This is a genomic window from Sphingomonas sp. (assembly GCF_035944535.1).
GTDB lineage: Bacteria > Pseudomonadota > Alphaproteobacteria > Sphingomonadales > Sphingomonadaceae > Sphingomonas_B.
The window spans coordinates 92,250-106,495 of the sequence record NZ_DASZBC010000005.1; the positions used below are offsets into that span (position 1 = coordinate 92,250).

Annotated in this window: 11 protein-coding genes and 1 tRNA gene; 2 read left to right on the forward strand and 10 right to left on the reverse strand. The window is 64.4% G+C overall.

The features are described 5' to 3' along the window. Positions 1 to 161: 161 nt before the first annotated feature. The 4 genes from VGT77_RS04095 to VGT77_RS04110 all read right to left on the reverse strand — a co-directional run bounded on the left by VGT77_RS04095 (position 162) and on the right by VGT77_RS04110 (position 2,706). Complete coding sequence (locus VGT77_RS04095) at positions 162 to 587, reverse strand: biopolymer transporter ExbD (RefSeq protein WP_327459840.1); 426 nt, start codon at positions 585 to 587, stop codon at positions 162 to 164. A 10-nt stretch (positions 588 to 597) separates the two neighbouring features. Beyond that, positions 598 to 1,077 carry a biopolymer transporter ExbD gene (locus tag VGT77_RS04100; RefSeq protein WP_327459842.1) on the reverse strand — a complete coding sequence of 160 codons (480 nt, stop codon included), beginning with the start codon at positions 1,075 to 1,077 and terminating at the stop codon, positions 598 to 600. Between the two features lie 83 nt (positions 1,078 to 1,160). After that, the gene (locus VGT77_RS04105; RefSeq protein WP_327459844.1) at positions 1,161 to 1,988 is read right to left on the reverse strand and encodes a MotA/TolQ/ExbB proton channel family protein; all 828 of its coding nucleotides are present in this window, start codon (positions 1,986 to 1,988) and stop codon (positions 1,161 to 1,163) included. A gap of 52 nt (positions 1,989 to 2,040) precedes the next feature. Next, the gene (locus VGT77_RS04110; RefSeq protein ID WP_327459846.1) at positions 2,041 to 2,706 is read right to left on the reverse strand and encodes an energy transducer TonB; all 666 of its coding nucleotides are present in this window, start codon (positions 2,704 to 2,706) and stop codon (positions 2,041 to 2,043) included. Between the two features lie 231 nt (positions 2,707 to 2,937). On the opposite strand from VGT77_RS04110, the gene VGT77_RS04115 reads away from it, so the two are divergent. Further along, the gene (locus VGT77_RS04115; protein WP_327459847.1) at positions 2,938 to 3,783 is read left to right on the forward strand and encodes a hypothetical protein; all 846 of its coding nucleotides are present in this window, start codon (positions 2,938 to 2,940) and stop codon (positions 3,781 to 3,783) included. Here VGT77_RS04115 and VGT77_RS04120 read toward each other — a convergent pair. From VGT77_RS04120 to VGT77_RS04140, 5 genes are all read right to left on the reverse strand, one after another. Further along, the gene (locus tag VGT77_RS04120; RefSeq protein WP_327459848.1) at positions 3,770 to 4,171 is read right to left on the reverse strand and encodes a dihydroneopterin aldolase; all 402 of its coding nucleotides are present in this window, start codon (positions 4,169 to 4,171) and stop codon (positions 3,770 to 3,772) included. The two genes, VGT77_RS04115 and VGT77_RS04120, sit on opposite strands and share 14 nt — an antisense overlap. Then, positions 4,168 to 6,363: a S9 family peptidase gene (locus VGT77_RS04125; RefSeq protein WP_327459849.1), complete on the reverse strand. Its 2,196-nt coding sequence runs from the start codon at positions 6,361 to 6,363 to the stop codon at positions 4,168 to 4,170. The genes VGT77_RS04120 and VGT77_RS04125 overlap by 4 nt, the downstream gene beginning before the upstream one ends. Before the next feature lie 99 nt (positions 6,364 to 6,462). Beyond that, positions 6,463 to 8,958 carry a TonB-dependent receptor gene (locus VGT77_RS04130; RefSeq protein ID WP_327459850.1) on the reverse strand — a complete coding sequence of 832 codons (2,496 nt, stop codon included), beginning with the start codon at positions 8,956 to 8,958 and terminating at the stop codon, positions 6,463 to 6,465. 136 nt (positions 8,959 to 9,094) lie between these two features. After that, entirely contained in the window at positions 9,095 to 10,795 is a 1,701-nt protein-coding gene (locus tag VGT77_RS04135) for a tetratricopeptide repeat-containing sulfotransferase family protein (protein ID WP_327459851.1), read from the reverse strand. Positions 10,796 to 10,979: 184 nt separating this feature from the next. Beyond that, positions 10,980 to 11,089, reverse strand: a tRNA-Thr gene (locus tag VGT77_RS04140). A gap of 75 nt (positions 11,090 to 11,164) precedes the next feature. On the opposite strand from VGT77_RS04140, the gene VGT77_RS04145 reads away from it, so the two are divergent. Next, positions 11,165 to 12,460 (forward strand): tyrosine-type recombinase/integrase, encoded by a 1,296-nt coding sequence (locus VGT77_RS04145; protein WP_327459853.1) that lies wholly within the window; start codon positions 11,165 to 11,167, stop codon positions 12,458 to 12,460. Between the two features lie 66 nt (positions 12,461 to 12,526). On the opposite strand, the gene VGT77_RS04150 is transcribed toward VGT77_RS04145, so the two are convergent. Further along, positions 12,527 to 13,921 carry a hypothetical protein gene (locus VGT77_RS04150; protein WP_327459855.1) on the reverse strand — a complete coding sequence of 465 codons (1,395 nt, stop codon included), beginning with the start codon at positions 13,919 to 13,921 and terminating at the stop codon, positions 12,527 to 12,529. Positions 13,922 to 14,246: the final 325 nt, after the last annotated feature.

Sequence of the window (14,246 nt, forward strand, 5' to 3'; positions counted from 1 at the left end):
CGGCTCCCCTACCCACCTCATCATCCCCGCGAAAGCGGGGACCCAGTCTCCGTCGCCGGGAGAACCACGCGACTGGGTTCCGGCATTCGCGGGGATGACGATGCAAACAAAACGGGCGGAGCCTCTCGGCCCCGCCCGCTTTATCACCCAACTAGCTCAGGTCAGAACGCGCGATATTGCTCGTTGCCGACAAAGCCCATCTTGGTCACGCCGGAGCGCTTGATGACAGCCAGCACCTGGTCGACCACCACATAGCGTGCCTGGGGGTCGGGCTGCACGTGCAGCTCCGGCTCCGGGCTCATCGCCTTGGTGCGGTCGAGGTAGAGGCGCAGGGTCACGATATCGATCGGCGAGCCGTTCCAGGTGATGGTGCCGGCCGGATCGACCGACACCTTGTTCTTGATCGGATCGATCGGCGGCGGGGTATTCTGGTCGCTGTTCACCGGCAAATCGATCTTCACCGCATGGGTTTGGATCGGAATGGTGATGATGAACATGATGAGGAGCACGAGCATGACGTCGATGAGCGGCGTCGTGTTCATCTCGCCCATCGGTTCGCCGTCGTCGCGGCCACCTGAGATTGCCATGACTTACTCCTTACAGCCGCTGGACGGCGCCGCCCGGAGGCGGCTCGGAAATGAACCCGACCCGGCTGAAGCCGGCGAGCTGCATAGTGTAGATGGTACCGCCGATGCACCGGTAGGGCGTATTCACATCCCCGCGGATATGCGCTTCCGGAAGCTCCAGGCCCGGCGCATTGGGACCGCCTTGACGGTCGATCTCGCGCCGCAGCTTCGCCACCGCCCGGTCGAGCAGTTCCTGCGCGCCGACCTTGGTTAGGCCCCAATAGACGCCGCACGAGCCATCGGGCTCGGCGCGGACGGTCAGCGAGACATTCTCGGGCTTGGTCGTCGTCGGGTCAAAGCGCACGGATGGAAGCTTCACTTCCACCGTCTGGATCACCACCGGAACGGCGATCAGGAAGATGATCAGGAGCACCAGCATGACGTCCACGAGGGGCGTCGTATTGATGTCCGACATGGGGGTTTCGTCGTTACCCCCGAGTGCAACTGCCATAGGATCCTATCCTGTCTTGACCGCCGGCCAGAGCCGACGGTGACGGTGGCGGGCGCCCGGACGAGCGCCCGCCGGCATTCTTTTTAGGCCTTGGGCTGAACGCCGCCGACCTGACCGGCAGTGGTCGTGGTGGTCGGCTTGGCGGTCGAGGGCTGCGGCTTGGTCGAGGTGCTCGCCGCGGCCGGAGCAGCACCGCGCAGATTGGCCGGCTTCACCGTGCCACCCGACATCATGTAGCCGAGAACGTCGTTGGAGAAGGCCGACAGGTCCTCGGCGATCGCCTTGTTGCGGCGCTGCAGCCAGTTATAGGCAAGCACCGCCGGCACGGCCACGGCCAGACCCAACGCGGTCATGATCAGCGCCTCACCGACCGGACCCGCGACGGCGTCGATCGACGCCTGGCCGGCCAGACCGATCTTGATCAGCGCGCGGTAAATACCGATGACGGTACCGAACAGGCCGATGAACGGCGCGGTCGCACCCACGGTCGCGAGGAAGGCGAGACCGCCACCCAGCTTCGAGTTGATCAGGCCCTGCGAACGGTTGATCGAGCCGTGCATCCAGTCATGCGCCTCGACCGGGTCGGTCAGCTTGCCATGCTGTTCCTGGGCGACCAGCGCGTCGTCGACGATCTGGCGATAGGCCGAGTTCTTCTCCAGCTTGTTCGCGCCTTCGCGCAGGCTGGTCATATTCCAGAAGCTCTGGCGGATCTTCTTGCCCTGGTTGATGATCTTCTGCTGCTCAAACAGCTTGGTGAACAGGATGTAGAAGGAAAAGACCGACATGCCGACCAGGATGATGAAGGTCGACCAGGCGATGACACCGCCCTGTTCCAGCGCGGCCCACAGGCCATAGGGGTTTTCGCCGGCCTTGGCTGCGGCTTCCTGCAGGAAAGCGATTTGGGTGATCATGCTTATAATCCTCTGAGATAGTTCGAACGTTCGACGCGCGGCGGCACCGCCATTACTTCGGAATGACCCACTTCACGTTCCGCGACTGGGAACTCTTCATCGGGTTCCCGGCCTGGTCCAGCGCCGGCGAGAAACGACCCTTGCGAGTCATCGCCCGGCAGGCGGCATCGTCCAGATCGGAGTTTCCGCTGGAGGAGGTGACGCGGCAATTTTCTACGCGGCCCTGCGCATTAATGTCCCAGGTGATGCGCGTGGTGCCTTCCGCCCCTTCGCGCAGAGCGCGCGGCGGATAGTCATCCTGTGTGATGAAACGGGCCGGATCACCCTTGGCGGACGCGGCCTTGGAGACCACAGGCGCAGGCGGAGGCGGCGGCGGAGGCGGCGCGGGCGGAGCCGGCGTCGGCACGAAGACCGGCGGCGGATTCGGCACCGTAACGATGGTAGGCGCCTGTTGCACGTTCGACTGAACGATCGGCGGCGGAGTCACCACGGGCGGCGGCTCGACCTTCTGATCGGGCGGCGGCGGGGGCGGCGGCTCCTCGGGGGGCGGTGGCTCTTCCTCGACGTCGAACGTCTTGAGGTCCGTTGCGACCTTCTTGATGACGTTGAACGCGAGACCAGTCACGAACGCATAGCCCAGCAGCGCATGGATCAGGATAACGATGACGATCGATGCGAGCTTGCTACCGCTCAAGCCTCTTTGGTCAGCGTAGGCCATTCAGTAACGAGACTCCCTCTCTCGGCCTCAGACCGGAGCGAAGGGAGCGCCGACCTGTGCCGCTACTTAAGTCAATCCGCCCGTCTTTGGTTCTGGTCTAGGCAGAAGTCCGGTTCTCTATCTCCGCACATTAACCGACGCAAACGCTTTGTCGGACCCTGGAAACCTACGGTCCCACTATGACAGTTTTGTGCTAGCCGAAGCCCGCACAAAGGTCTTAACGCATGAGGAATGATGCGTATCCCGAGCCTGTTTGCCGCTACGGCAGCCGTGTTTCTGACAGCGGTGGACAGTCCGGCCCAAACAGCCCCGGCGGCGCCCGACTATAGCTATGCTGACCTCGCCGACCGAGCCCTGGCCGCACCCGTCGCCCTTATCGTGACCGTTACGCGGGCGATTCGGCTGGAACCCGAACAGGCGCCGGGCCTGGCGGCTGGCCATGCACGGCTGTTCGTCGAGGCGGTTGCGACGCGACTGATTCGCGGACCCAACAATATCCCGCCGCAGGTTCGCTACCTGGCCGATGTGCCGCTCGACACCAAAGGCAAGGTGCCAAAGCTCAAAAAAGCGACGATGCTGGTACTCGCACGCGAGGTGCCTGGACGGTCAGGCGAGCTGCAGCTGGTGACCCGTGACGGGCAGATTGCACTTACCCCGGCCATCGAGCAGCAGGTCCGCGCCATTTTGACCGAGGCGGTGCGGCCCGATGCGCCGGCGCCCGTTACCGGCGTTGCCAGCGCCTTCCATGTCGCAGGGGCAATCCCCGGCGAGGGCGAGACCCAAATCTTCCTGTCCACCCGCGACAGCCGTCCGATCTCGCTCAACGTGCTGCGCCGACCGGGCGAAGAACGCAGCTGGTCGGTAGCCTTGAGCGAGGTGGTGGACGAGGCCGCCCAACCGCCGGTGCGCGACACCTTGCTCTGGTACCGCCTCGCCTGCGGACTACCGCGCAGCCTGCCCGACAGCGCGACGGCGGAGCTGGACGCGGCGTCGGCCGAGGCCGCACGCGCCGACTATGCCTATGTGCTGGAGAGGCTTGGAACCTGCACCCGCACCAGGCCGCTCAGAAGGAGCTGATCTCCACACCGACGCCGGCGCAATCGGGATAGACGTCGGGCTTGCGCGCGCTGACCTTGAGGCCCTGCACGCCTTTACGCGCTACGATCAGGTCGTAAATCTCGCGGACCAGGGTTTCCTGCAGGTTGAAGCGGCGGCCCGTGGTCATCCGGCGGATCTCGGTGCGCAGGAAATCATAGTTCCAGGCAGCGGCTTGGGTGTCCTCACTGGCAAAGGCCTCGGGCTCGACCAGCACCTCAACGCTGACGAGCAGGCGCTGCGGCGTGCCGACCTCGAAATCATGGAAGCCGATATCAACCGGCAGGTCGAAGTCGGTAAGAAAAATGCGGAAACGCTTGGGAGCCAGTGCGTCCGGCACTAGGCCGTCGATCTTCAGCGGCGTCGTCACTTGGCGTCCTTCACCTGACGATCCAGGAAGGCCTCAATCGTGCGCCAGAGATGCACACTGACGCCGGGGCCCGCAACGCGGTGGCCGAAGCCTGGATAGACCATCGTCTCAAAGGGGATCGCCGACGCCTGTAACTTCGCCATCAGCGCGGTCGAATTGTCGAACACGACATTGTCGTCCGACATGCCGTGGATGACGAGCAGCGGGTCCTTGATCGAAGTGGCGTTCGGGAGCGCGTCCGACGCCTGGTACGGCTTCGGATCGGTGGCCGGATTGCCGAGGTAACGCTCGGTATAATGGGTGTCGTACAGATCCCAGCGGGTGACCGGAGCGCCTGAGACGCCAGCGGCATAGGCGCCGGGCGCCGCCTCCAGCAGCTTCAGCGTCATATAGCCGCCATAGGACCAGCCATAGACCGCCACCCGCTTCGGATCGACGAAGGGCTGCTTCTTCAGCCAGGCCAGGCCGGCAAGCTGGTCCTCTACCTCGACCCCGCCCATGGCGCGGTAAATCGGCTCCTCGAACGCCTTGCCGCGATCGGGCGTGCCGCGATTGTCGATCGAGAAGACTGTCCAGCCCTTGTCGAGCAGATACTGGACGACCAGCGAGTCCCACTGGTTCATCACCTGCCGGCCCGCGCCCGGACCACCATAGACGATCTGGAGCGCGGGGCCGCGGCGGCTTTCACTCTTAGGTCGATAGAGCTTGTAGTGGAGCGTCTGGCCGTCCGCCGCCTTCACGGTGCCGAACTCCGGCGCAACATGGCCGCGCACGAACGGCGCATAGGAATGGTCGCCGGCCAGCCGGTTCTCATTGATCCAGAGCAGGCGCTTGCCTTCGCTATCGGCGAGATAATCCTGCGGCGGCTGTGTGGTGCTCGAGCGGCCGACGATCAGCCGCGTCGCCGCTTCGTCCATCTTGGCATTGTGCGAGAAGCCGGTCTCGGTCAGGCGCCGCGGTTCGCCGCCCGTATCAATGGACGTGCCATAGACCTGCCATTCGAGCGGCGTGTCCTTGTTAGCGAGGATCCAGGCGAGACCTCTGCCCTCGTCGACGCCCAGCAGCGACTTGACCTGCCATGGCCCGCGCGTGAGCTGCGTCCACTGGCCGTCGCGCCAGCGATAGAGATGGCTATAGCCGTCCCGCTCCGACGACCAGATCAGGCTGCCGTCGGAAAGCGGCTTGAGGTTGTCGTGTAGGTTCAGCCAGGTCTTGGCTGTTTCGGTGAACAGGAGCGTGGCCCTGCCCGTCGCCGGATCGACACGGAGCAGGTCGAGACGCTTCTGGTCGCGGCTCTGGCGCTGGACCAGCAGCGCCGACCCGTCCTTCGTCCAGTTGACGCGAGCGAGATAGATGTCCGGATCCGGGCCGAGATCGACCTTGACCGGCTTCCCGCCCCGGACATTGAAGACATAGAGGTCTACACGCGCATTGGCGGTGCCGGCCTTGGGATAGCGCTGCGGATAGACGCGCGTGCCGTCGGCCCCGATCGCGGCGCGGGTGACGATCGCAACCGGGCTCTCATCGACGCGAGCGACGGCGATGCGCCGGTCGTCCGGTGACCACCAATGGCCGCGGTGCCGGTCCATTTCTTCCTGCGCGACGAACTCGGCCACGCCCCAGCTGAGCGTGCCCTTGCGGTCACGGGTGAGCGCTCTCTCCTTGCCCGCGGCAAGGTCAATCAGCACCAGATTCTGGTCGCGGACGAAGGAAACGAACTTGCCGCGCGGACTGACGGTGCCGTCGAGTTCGCTTGTCTCGGTCTGGGTCAGCCTGCGGACCTGACCGTCGAGGCCGGCAAGATAAAGGTCGCCATCCAGCGGCACGAGCAGCCGCTGCGCGTCCGAACTCCAGTCATAGGCGACAATGCCCTTCTGGTCGGCGATACGGGCGCGCTCGCGCTGCATGCGCTCGTCTTCGGACAAGTCGGCCCCGGTGCCGAACTTCTTGGAGTCGACCAGCATCCGCTCCGCGCCCGATGCGGTGTCGACGGCCCACAGGTCGAACCGCTCCTTCTCGTCCGGGCGGTTACGCAGCGAGGTCAGCCAGCGACCGTCCGGCGACAGCTTGACCAGCCGCGGCGTGGGTCCGGAGATCGGCGGGTTGCCGAAGATACGTTCGAGCGTGAGCGTCTGAGCCAAAGCAGGAGCTGCCAGAGAAAGCGCCGCGGCGGCGGCAAGGATGCGGATCATCCCTGCCCGCTAGCACCGGGAGGCCGCCATTGCGAGCGCAGCGAAGCAATCCAGGCGCTGGCACTGGATTGCTTCGCGATACTCGCAATGACGAACAGCTCAGAAGCGATATCCGGCCCTGAACCCGATCGTGCGCGGACGCTGCACGACGGCATAAGGCCGGTCGGTGCACTGGCCGCACTGCACGAAGCGGGTGATCTGCGCCCGCTCGTCGAACGCGTTCTGGACGAACAGCTCCGTGGTGAACTTCTGCCAGTTCGCGCCCACGGCGAAGTCGACGGTGGTCCAGCTGGGAAGCCGTCCCTGGGCAGCGGCGAAATCGACGCGGATGTCGGATGCAGCGCCGCCGGAATGCGCGACCACCGCCTGCGCATAAGGCCTCAGGTCGCCCATGTCCCATTCATAGCGTGCCGAAGCATTGGCCTTGAACCTGGGCGTAATCGGCAGCCTCGTGCCCTTGGGCGCAGTCACTTCGTTCGCCTGGCCCTGTGGTCCGGGCGCGGTGCAGGCGAAGGTCGGATCGTTGAAGGCGCAGAGATTCTGCTTGGTCTTGGCATCGGTATAGGCACCGCTCGCCGTCAGCGTCAGGCCCGGCGTCGGGTTCCAGGTCACATCCATCTCGATACCGTAGATGCGCGCGTCCGGTCCGTTCTGAATCACCGTGAAGCTGTTCTCGCCGAGATAGGAGAATTGGAAGGCTTTCCACTCCTGGTAATAGACCGCACCGTTCCAGCGCAGCGTATTGTTCCAGGTGGTCTTCCAGCCAAGTTCGTAGTTTTCGAGGAAGTCGGCACCATAGGGATCGATGCCCGCCCGGCGATTGATGCCGCCCGGCCGGAAGCCCTTGGAGACCGTCGCGTAGAGCAATTTGTCCTCGACGGGCTTCCAGGTGATGTTGCCGCGGTAGAGCACCCCCTCGTCCTTGGTGCGCTTGGGCTTGAGCTGGCCGCCCTCGACATCCGCGAGATTGGTGCAGGGCGTGCCCGGAATGACAGCCGGGAGCAGCTGTGGCGTTTGAGTGCTGTTGTTGATTACCTCGCGCAGTGTCCGGCCATCACCGACGAAGCAGCCGGCGACGCCGGTGCGCGAACTGCCAGCGGCGTTGAATGGGCTCGCCGTGAATGGCCGGCCATCATCCGGATCAATGCCGGGATTGCGGCCGAAACCGAAGAAGCCGATCAGCGTGTTGTCGAACTTGTAGCCGCGCAAGCCTCCGGTCAGCGTCAGGTTAGGAGTGATGTCGAAGCTCGCTTCGCCGAAAATCGCATAGTCGCGATCGACGCGCTTCTGCTTGGTCAGCCAAAGCGTGCCCGGATTGCCGTTGACCGATACGGCCGCGCCCAGATTGGCGACGCGGTAGTCCTGAAAGATGTCGTTGGACTGGCGCATGTAGAAGAGGCCGCCGACGACGCGGAAGGGCTGGTCTGACGGCGAGGAAATGCGCAGTTCCTGGCTGTGGCGCTTGAAGTTGTCGCTGCCCGCAATGATCTGCTGCGGCAAGATCGTGTTGCCGGCATTGTCCTGATAATAGAAATAGCCTGCGAGCCCGCCATAATCCGCATAAAGCTGATCATAGGCTTCGGCATAATCGATATAGTCGCTCGATCCGTTACGCTTGCGGTGCATATAGGCACCGGCATAGGTCAGGTCCCAGTTGCCGATCTTGCCCTGAACGGTCAGCGCCGCCTGGTAGAAGCGGTCGTGATTGCGATCATTGTTGAACCGCTGGACTTTCAGATCGCCCAGGCTCTGGTCATAGCCAAAGGAGCCGCGGCTTTTCTGGTCCTGGCCGATGAGGCTGAGGGTTGCCGTCCAATCGTCATCGAGATCGATGCCCAGCGCCGCACGGCCGCCAAAGGTATCGACATCGTTGAAGTTCTTCTCGACAAAGGCGGCGTTGGTGGTGCTGAGGCCGCCGATAAAGCTGCGGGTGCCCAGAATATTGTCGATGTATCCCGCATCCTTGCGGTAGAAGCCGACCAGACGCAGCGCCGTTCGGTCGTTGAAAGGAACGTTGACGAAGCCCTCCAGGACGCCGCCGACGCCGCCTTTGCGGACCGTGTTAATCTCGCCATTCACTCCGCCTTCGAACCCAGCCGGGTTTGGCTTGTTCGTGATGATGCGGATCGTGCCTGCTTCGGACGAAGCGCCGTACAGCGTGCCCTGCGGCCCCGACAGCGCCTCAATCCGCGCGATATCGTAGATGTGGATGTCCAGCGTGCCGCCGATCGTGGTGATCGGCTGCTCGTCCAGATAGAAGCCGACGGAAGGCAGCGAGCCCGAATGATTGCCGTCGCCGCCTGAGGCGACGCCGCGGAAATAAACAGTGGTGTTGCCGGGCGAGCTGGTCTGGAACGACACGCTGGGCAGAAGCTTGGTATAATCGTTGAAGCTGGCGACGTTCAGCTGTTCGAGTTTCTGCGTGCCGAGCGCCTGGATGCTGATCGGCACATTCTGCAGGCTTTCCTCCCGCCGCTGCGCGGTGACCACGATGTCGCCCAGATCGGCGTTTTCGGCAGCGGCTGCCGTCTGCGACGGCTCCGGCTGTGCCAAGGCTTGGCCCGCCAGCATCGAGCTGCCGAGCAGAGCGACCATCAACGGAGTCCAATTCTTCCGGCGCACAATCTCTTCTCCCCACCGATACCGGCCCAGGGGTGACGCTCGTCTGGTTTCAGAACTTCGTCAAAGGGGAACGGCGGAAATCCGCCACTTTCACGGCTGACTGTTGCGCTTATGCAACGGTCAGCCGAGGTGGGACCGCGGGATAGTCACTGAGCACGTCGCCGAGCGCGTCCTTGAGCTCGCCAAGCCAGGGTTCGTAGGGCTTCCAAGGTTCCAGCCCGTCCCGGTTGATCGGGCGCCTGACCTGTTCGGAGCTCGCCGTCCGCACGGCACGGTCGGTCTCCCAGAAGCGCAGGCAGCCCTCCTCGAACGGCAGCTGCATGGCGTCGAGCAGCGCCCTTATCTCCGCCTCCGTATGATCGACCAGCCGCTCATAGATGATGCGGTGGATGTGGCCGGGCAGCACCCGATCGAAATGCGCCATCAGCTCGACATAGCTGGCATAATAGAGGCCGACGTCGCGCAGTCCGTAGGTAAAGCTCTGGCCGCGCGCGAAATGCTGCTTGAAGTTGGAAAAGCAGCTGGCGAGCGGATGGCGGCGGGCGTCGATGATCTTTGCATTGGGGAGGATCAGGCGGATCAGCCCTACATGTGCCCAGTTGTTGGGCAGCTTGTCGATGAAGAACGGCCGATCCGTCTTCCGCTGGATACGCGTGCGCTCCAGATACTCCTCGCCAAGTTTGCGGACCTGCTCGGCGGTCAGCTGATCGACCGGCGTATCACCCGATCCGGTGCGCGCCGCTAAGGCGGGGATGTCGGGCAGCTCCATCGTGCCTTCGACCTGGCTGTGGCTGGCGAGGATCTGCTCGATCAGGGTCGAGCCGGCGCGCGGCATGCCGAGGATGAAGATCGGATCGGGCGCGGGGCAACCCCAGCCCTGCCGAGCGGCATAGAACGAAGGTGTGTAGATCGACTTGGCCCGCCGGACCTGCTCGTCCGTGTCCTCCGGCGCATAAGGAAGCTGCTCCCGGCGGATGGCGTTTCCACGGACGTAATGACCGAACGAGGCTTCGGCCGAACCGCGGTCTTCCAGTGCCTTGCCGAGCGCGAAATGAAGGTGCAGCCGGTCCTCGTCGCTCAGGCCGGGGCTCGCCAGTGCAGCCGTCATCGCGGCAACATCCTCATCGGCGAAGCTGACCGTCTTCAGATTGGCAAGGCTCCACCAGACCTCGCCCAAGCCCGGCCGAATGACGATGGCGCGGCGATAGGCGGCGATCGCCTCCGCTTGGCGGCCGACCGTCTTCAGCACATGGCCGTAGCTCATCCAGATTTTCGGTTGATCCGGAGCCCTTTCCAGCACCGCTTCGTAGAGGGCGATGGCTTCATCGAACTCGCCGAGCCGGGCCGACGCCGCCGCCTTCAGGTTCGCGTGTGTCGGGTTGTCCGGCTCTTCGGCGAGCAGCCGGTCGAGCTCAACGAGCGCCTCGTCCGACCGGTTCTGGCGGTGCAGCACCGTGGCGAGATTGGCGCGGGCCGGACCAAAGCCGGGTGCCAGCTCGAGCGCCCGGCGCAGCAAGGCCTCGGCGTCCCGGTAACGTCCAAGACGGCCCGCCAGCTCGGCCATCATCCGGATTGCCGCGACATCGAACGGATCGTCCTTCAGCCTTGGCCGGAGCAACTGCTCGGCCCGACGGAGATCGTTGGCTACCATTGCCGCGCCCGCCTCCATCAGCTGAGGATCGGAAACGGACGCCTCGATTGCGGCCAGCTGCAGCCGTTCCGCCTCTTCGGAACGTCCAACGGCCCGTGCAGCGGCCGCGGCGCGGCGCAAGGCGCGGGGATCAGGAGCAAGTGACGGCGATCTCAGCATGCGCAAGGGTGTGCCGAGATCAACCAAACTGCGCAATGGTAGGCGAGATGGGTGGCGCTGCGATGGATATGCCCCGAAACTGGTCAGGCCCCATTGCTCAGCAACAGCTCAATCGGCGGGCGCCTAACCCCGTATTCCTTAGCAGTACCTACGAAGAGGCAAGTGCAGGTACTTTATTAGAAAATGGTGCTGCCGGTGAGGATTGAACTCACGACCTCAGCCTTACCAAGGCTCGTGGGTCACGCGCAATAGGACGCAACGTGACGCAGCAGGTCTAGTTTTCGGCCCTGCCCCAGTGACTTATACCGCAACAGGGCACCCAGAGGCGCAACGAGTTCCCGTTGGCGTGCTGAGCAGGTGCTGAGCGGGATGACCAGCATGAGCACGAGTTCAGTGGCCGCGCGGGAGCGCAGGCCGGCGATCAGGATAAGCAAGAAGACCGTCGACGCCCTCCCCCGCCCGGAGCACGGAAAGAGAGAGGTCCACTGGGACGAGAACGTAAAGGGGTTCGGGGTCGAGGTCACCTCCAGCGGCCGCCGGACCTACGTGCTGCACTACAGGATGGGCGGCCGCAGCGCGCCGTCCCGCCGCTACACCATCGGTGCTCATGGCTCGCCCTGGACGGCCGAGACGGCGCGGAGCCGGGCACTCGACCTCCTGGCGATGATCCGGACGGGCACCGACCCGCTCGCTCACATCCGGCTCGTCCGGGACGCTGGCGCACGGGAGGAAGAGGCGGACCGCACCCTCGCGTTCGGCGCCTACGCCGACCGGTTCATCCAGCGCCACGTCGTCGCCAACGACCTGCGCAGCCGCAAGGACATCGAGCAGACCTTCGACCGCGATCTGAGGCCCTGGTTCAAGGACAAGCGCGTCGACCGGATCACGAAGCAGGACGTCAAGGCGATGCTCGCCCACGTCGGTGAGCGCAGCCAGCCGGCCGCTAACAAGGCCTACAAGTGGCTATCCCGGCTGTTCACCTGGGGCATCGACAAGGACGTGCTGGAGACGTCGCCGATGGCGGGCGTCAAGAAGCCGTTCAAGGAAGGGAAGCGCCAGCGGTTCCTGCGCCGTCCGGAAATACGGGCACTCTGCTCCGTCCTCCCTCAGCTGATCCCGCAGTTCTGCGCGCTCTACCTGCTGCTGCTCCTGACAGGGCAGAGGCTCCGGGAGGTGGCCGGGATGCACTGGTCCGAGATCGACCTCGAGACTGGCGATTGGCTGATCCCCGGCTCGCGCACGAAGAACAAAACACCGCATCTCGTGCCGCTCTCCAGGCAGGTGCGCGCGGTCCTCGAGGCACTCGCCCCCCCTGAGAGGCGGACAGGTCTCGTGCTGACCACCAATGGTCGGAGCCCGATTAGCGGGTTCAGCAAGGCCAAGGCGCGGATGGACGGGATGATCGGCGCCAGCATCGTCGAAGGCTGGGTGGTCCACGACCTGCGACGGACCTTCTCGACGATGTGCGCGGAGTTGCGGATTCCGCTTGAGCACGTGGAGGCCACGCTGAACCACATTTCCGGATCGCTTGGAGGCGTCGCGGGCATCTACAACGTCTACAGATATAGGGCCGAGAAGCTTAAGGCGCTGCAGCGGTGGGCAGATCAGGTCGAGCGACTTGCCGGACGCCCGCCAGCTGCCCTTCTGTCCACGATCGACGCCTGAAGTCCGCTTCGCCACCGCCTGTGACAGCTCTGGCTTTCGGCGGCCGGCGAAGGGCAGCGAACCTACTCAGGTATGTCGCAGCGGCGCTGCACTCCCCCAAGGCAACGCGGACGATGCCTCGTCAGATCGCTGCATCGAACTCACGAGCGTCGATTCCCCAAGACGCTCAACTGCAGCGAGAATCGCTGCAATCCCAGCATCACTTTCGTAGACGCTACTGTGCCGCAAGCCGGCGCCGCTCACAGGCGGCAGCTGAATGACCTGCCACTCACCGGTCGGACAGGGCTCCGCCGCGACTTCGACGAAAACGGAACAGATCAGCAGTTCCCAGCCGATGGCGACCATGCCGGAAAGGCTCGCCAGAAGAACGGCTGGCAGAAGGAGGAAGCCGGCGATCAGCCCGGCGGGAATGGTGATCGGCCAGGCGACCGCCAGAACCCACATCCGCGCACGGGCAAGCTTCAGCACCTGGGCGGTCAACACCAGCAGCATGCCAGCCATGCCGACGACAAGCGCGAGCAGGGCGGCGGCGTAGAGCGCTTGGGCCTGCGGTCTGACCGCGGCCGCGTCCGCAGATGCGGCGTTGATCGCCGTAAGTGCGAGAAGCACACCAAGTCCCAGGAGCAGTGTCAGCCCGGCAAGAACATTCGACCTGTTGCGATCCACCAGCCTGATCAGCCAGTCGACCGTCCTATAAGGCCAGAAGGCTATCCGACCCACAGTCCAGTTCATCAATGAGAGGGTCGCGATAAAGCCACTCGCCTCGTCGGAGGGGCTCCGGACGAATACCAAGCGTTCCGGGTCAAGTGCTCCATCGGGCATCGACCCGGCTACGGCGTCGCTCAGGCTCCGGGCGCGAGCGAACCAAATGGGCGCGAGGATCAGGGCTGCGGCGACGGCGCCCTCCTGCCAGGCTTCTGAAGCGCCGCAGAGCTTGAGGATGAGGATGGCAGGGGCCGCCAACGCCACGAAGAATGAGGTCAGGACAGTCATCTCCTCGCCCGCGCCAAAGCTCCGCCGCAACGGCGTCAGTACCGGAGTCGCAAGGCAGATAAGCCCGTCTGTCAGGAGCGCCTGAGAGAGCCGCATGGCATCCAGCGCTACGTTGCCGCCGTGACTATGACCGATGACGATGTGCCGGGCGCGCGGAAAGCGCCGAGCCACCTCAGTGAGGTCGAGGTGCAGATCACGAGCCGCAGCGCGGCGCGCGCCGATGGAGTTCCATCCGCTCCACTCGAAACGACGCACCAGGATTCCCTTACCGGGACCCAGACTAAGCGCTCGGCTCAAACTGGAGTCCGGCATCGTCCAGGCGGCCCTGCGCGCGAAGGTGCCGTGGACGAGCGTCACCAGGAGGGCGGGCTGCTCGACCGCCGTGAGAGCGAGATGCGCTGGCCGACGCGTCCGGATCAGGGAGGCCAGCCGAATGAGGAACTGCGTCAGAACACCGATTACCAGCAAGACGGTGAGCGCGACAGCGACCCCTGTGAGTGTCCAAGCTGCCACTAGTTCCTCCCGAAGCCTTGCTTGGCGCGAAGAGCCGATCAGCTCAAGGACAGATCGCCGGCGGCGCAGAACCCGACCTGGATGCCGCAGAACCGCAATCTCGCCGCGGCGAGGGCGCGGCCGATCTGGTTCTCGACCTCGCATTTCCCGATCGTACGTACCCAAGGGGGAAGATGGACCCATTTTGGGTGCAAAAACCTCGCAGCGAATGGACTGGTCTGATGGGGCGCCCTAGGCTCACGCCGATCGGGCCGAACTAAATCACTTGCGGACCATCCCG

Coding starts and splice junctions, on each gene's coding strand:
- VGT77_RS04110 (WP_327459846.1), bottom strand. CDS start 2,706: ATGGCCTACGCTGACCAAAGAGGCTTGAGCGGTAGCAAGCTCGCATCG.
- VGT77_RS04105 (WP_327459844.1), bottom strand. CDS start 1,988: ATGATCACCCAAATCGCTTTCCTGCAGGAAGCCGCAGCCAAGGCCGGC.
- VGT77_RS04125 (WP_327459849.1), bottom strand. CDS start 6,363: ATGATCCGCATCCTTGCCGCCGCCGCGGCGCTTTCTCTGGCAGCTCCT.
- VGT77_RS04095 (WP_327459840.1), bottom strand. CDS start 587: ATGGCAATCTCAGGTGGCCGCGACGACGGCGAACCGATGGGCGAGATG.
- VGT77_RS04130 (WP_327459850.1), bottom strand. CDS start 8,958: ATGGTCGCTCTGCTCGGCAGCTCGATGCTGGCGGGCCAAGCCTTGGCA.
- VGT77_RS04135 (WP_327459851.1), bottom strand. CDS start 10,795: ATGCTGAGATCGCCGTCACTTGCTCCTGATCCCCGCGCCTTGCGCCGC.
- VGT77_RS04115 (WP_327459847.1), top strand. CDS start 2,938: ATGATGCGTATCCCGAGCCTGTTTGCCGCTACGGCAGCCGTGTTTCTG.
- VGT77_RS04100 (WP_327459842.1), bottom strand. CDS start 1,077: ATGGCAGTTGCACTCGGGGGTAACGACGAAACCCCCATGTCGGACATC.
- VGT77_RS04145 (WP_327459853.1), top strand. CDS start 11,165: ATGACCAGCATGAGCACGAGTTCAGTGGCCGCGCGGGAGCGCAGGCCG.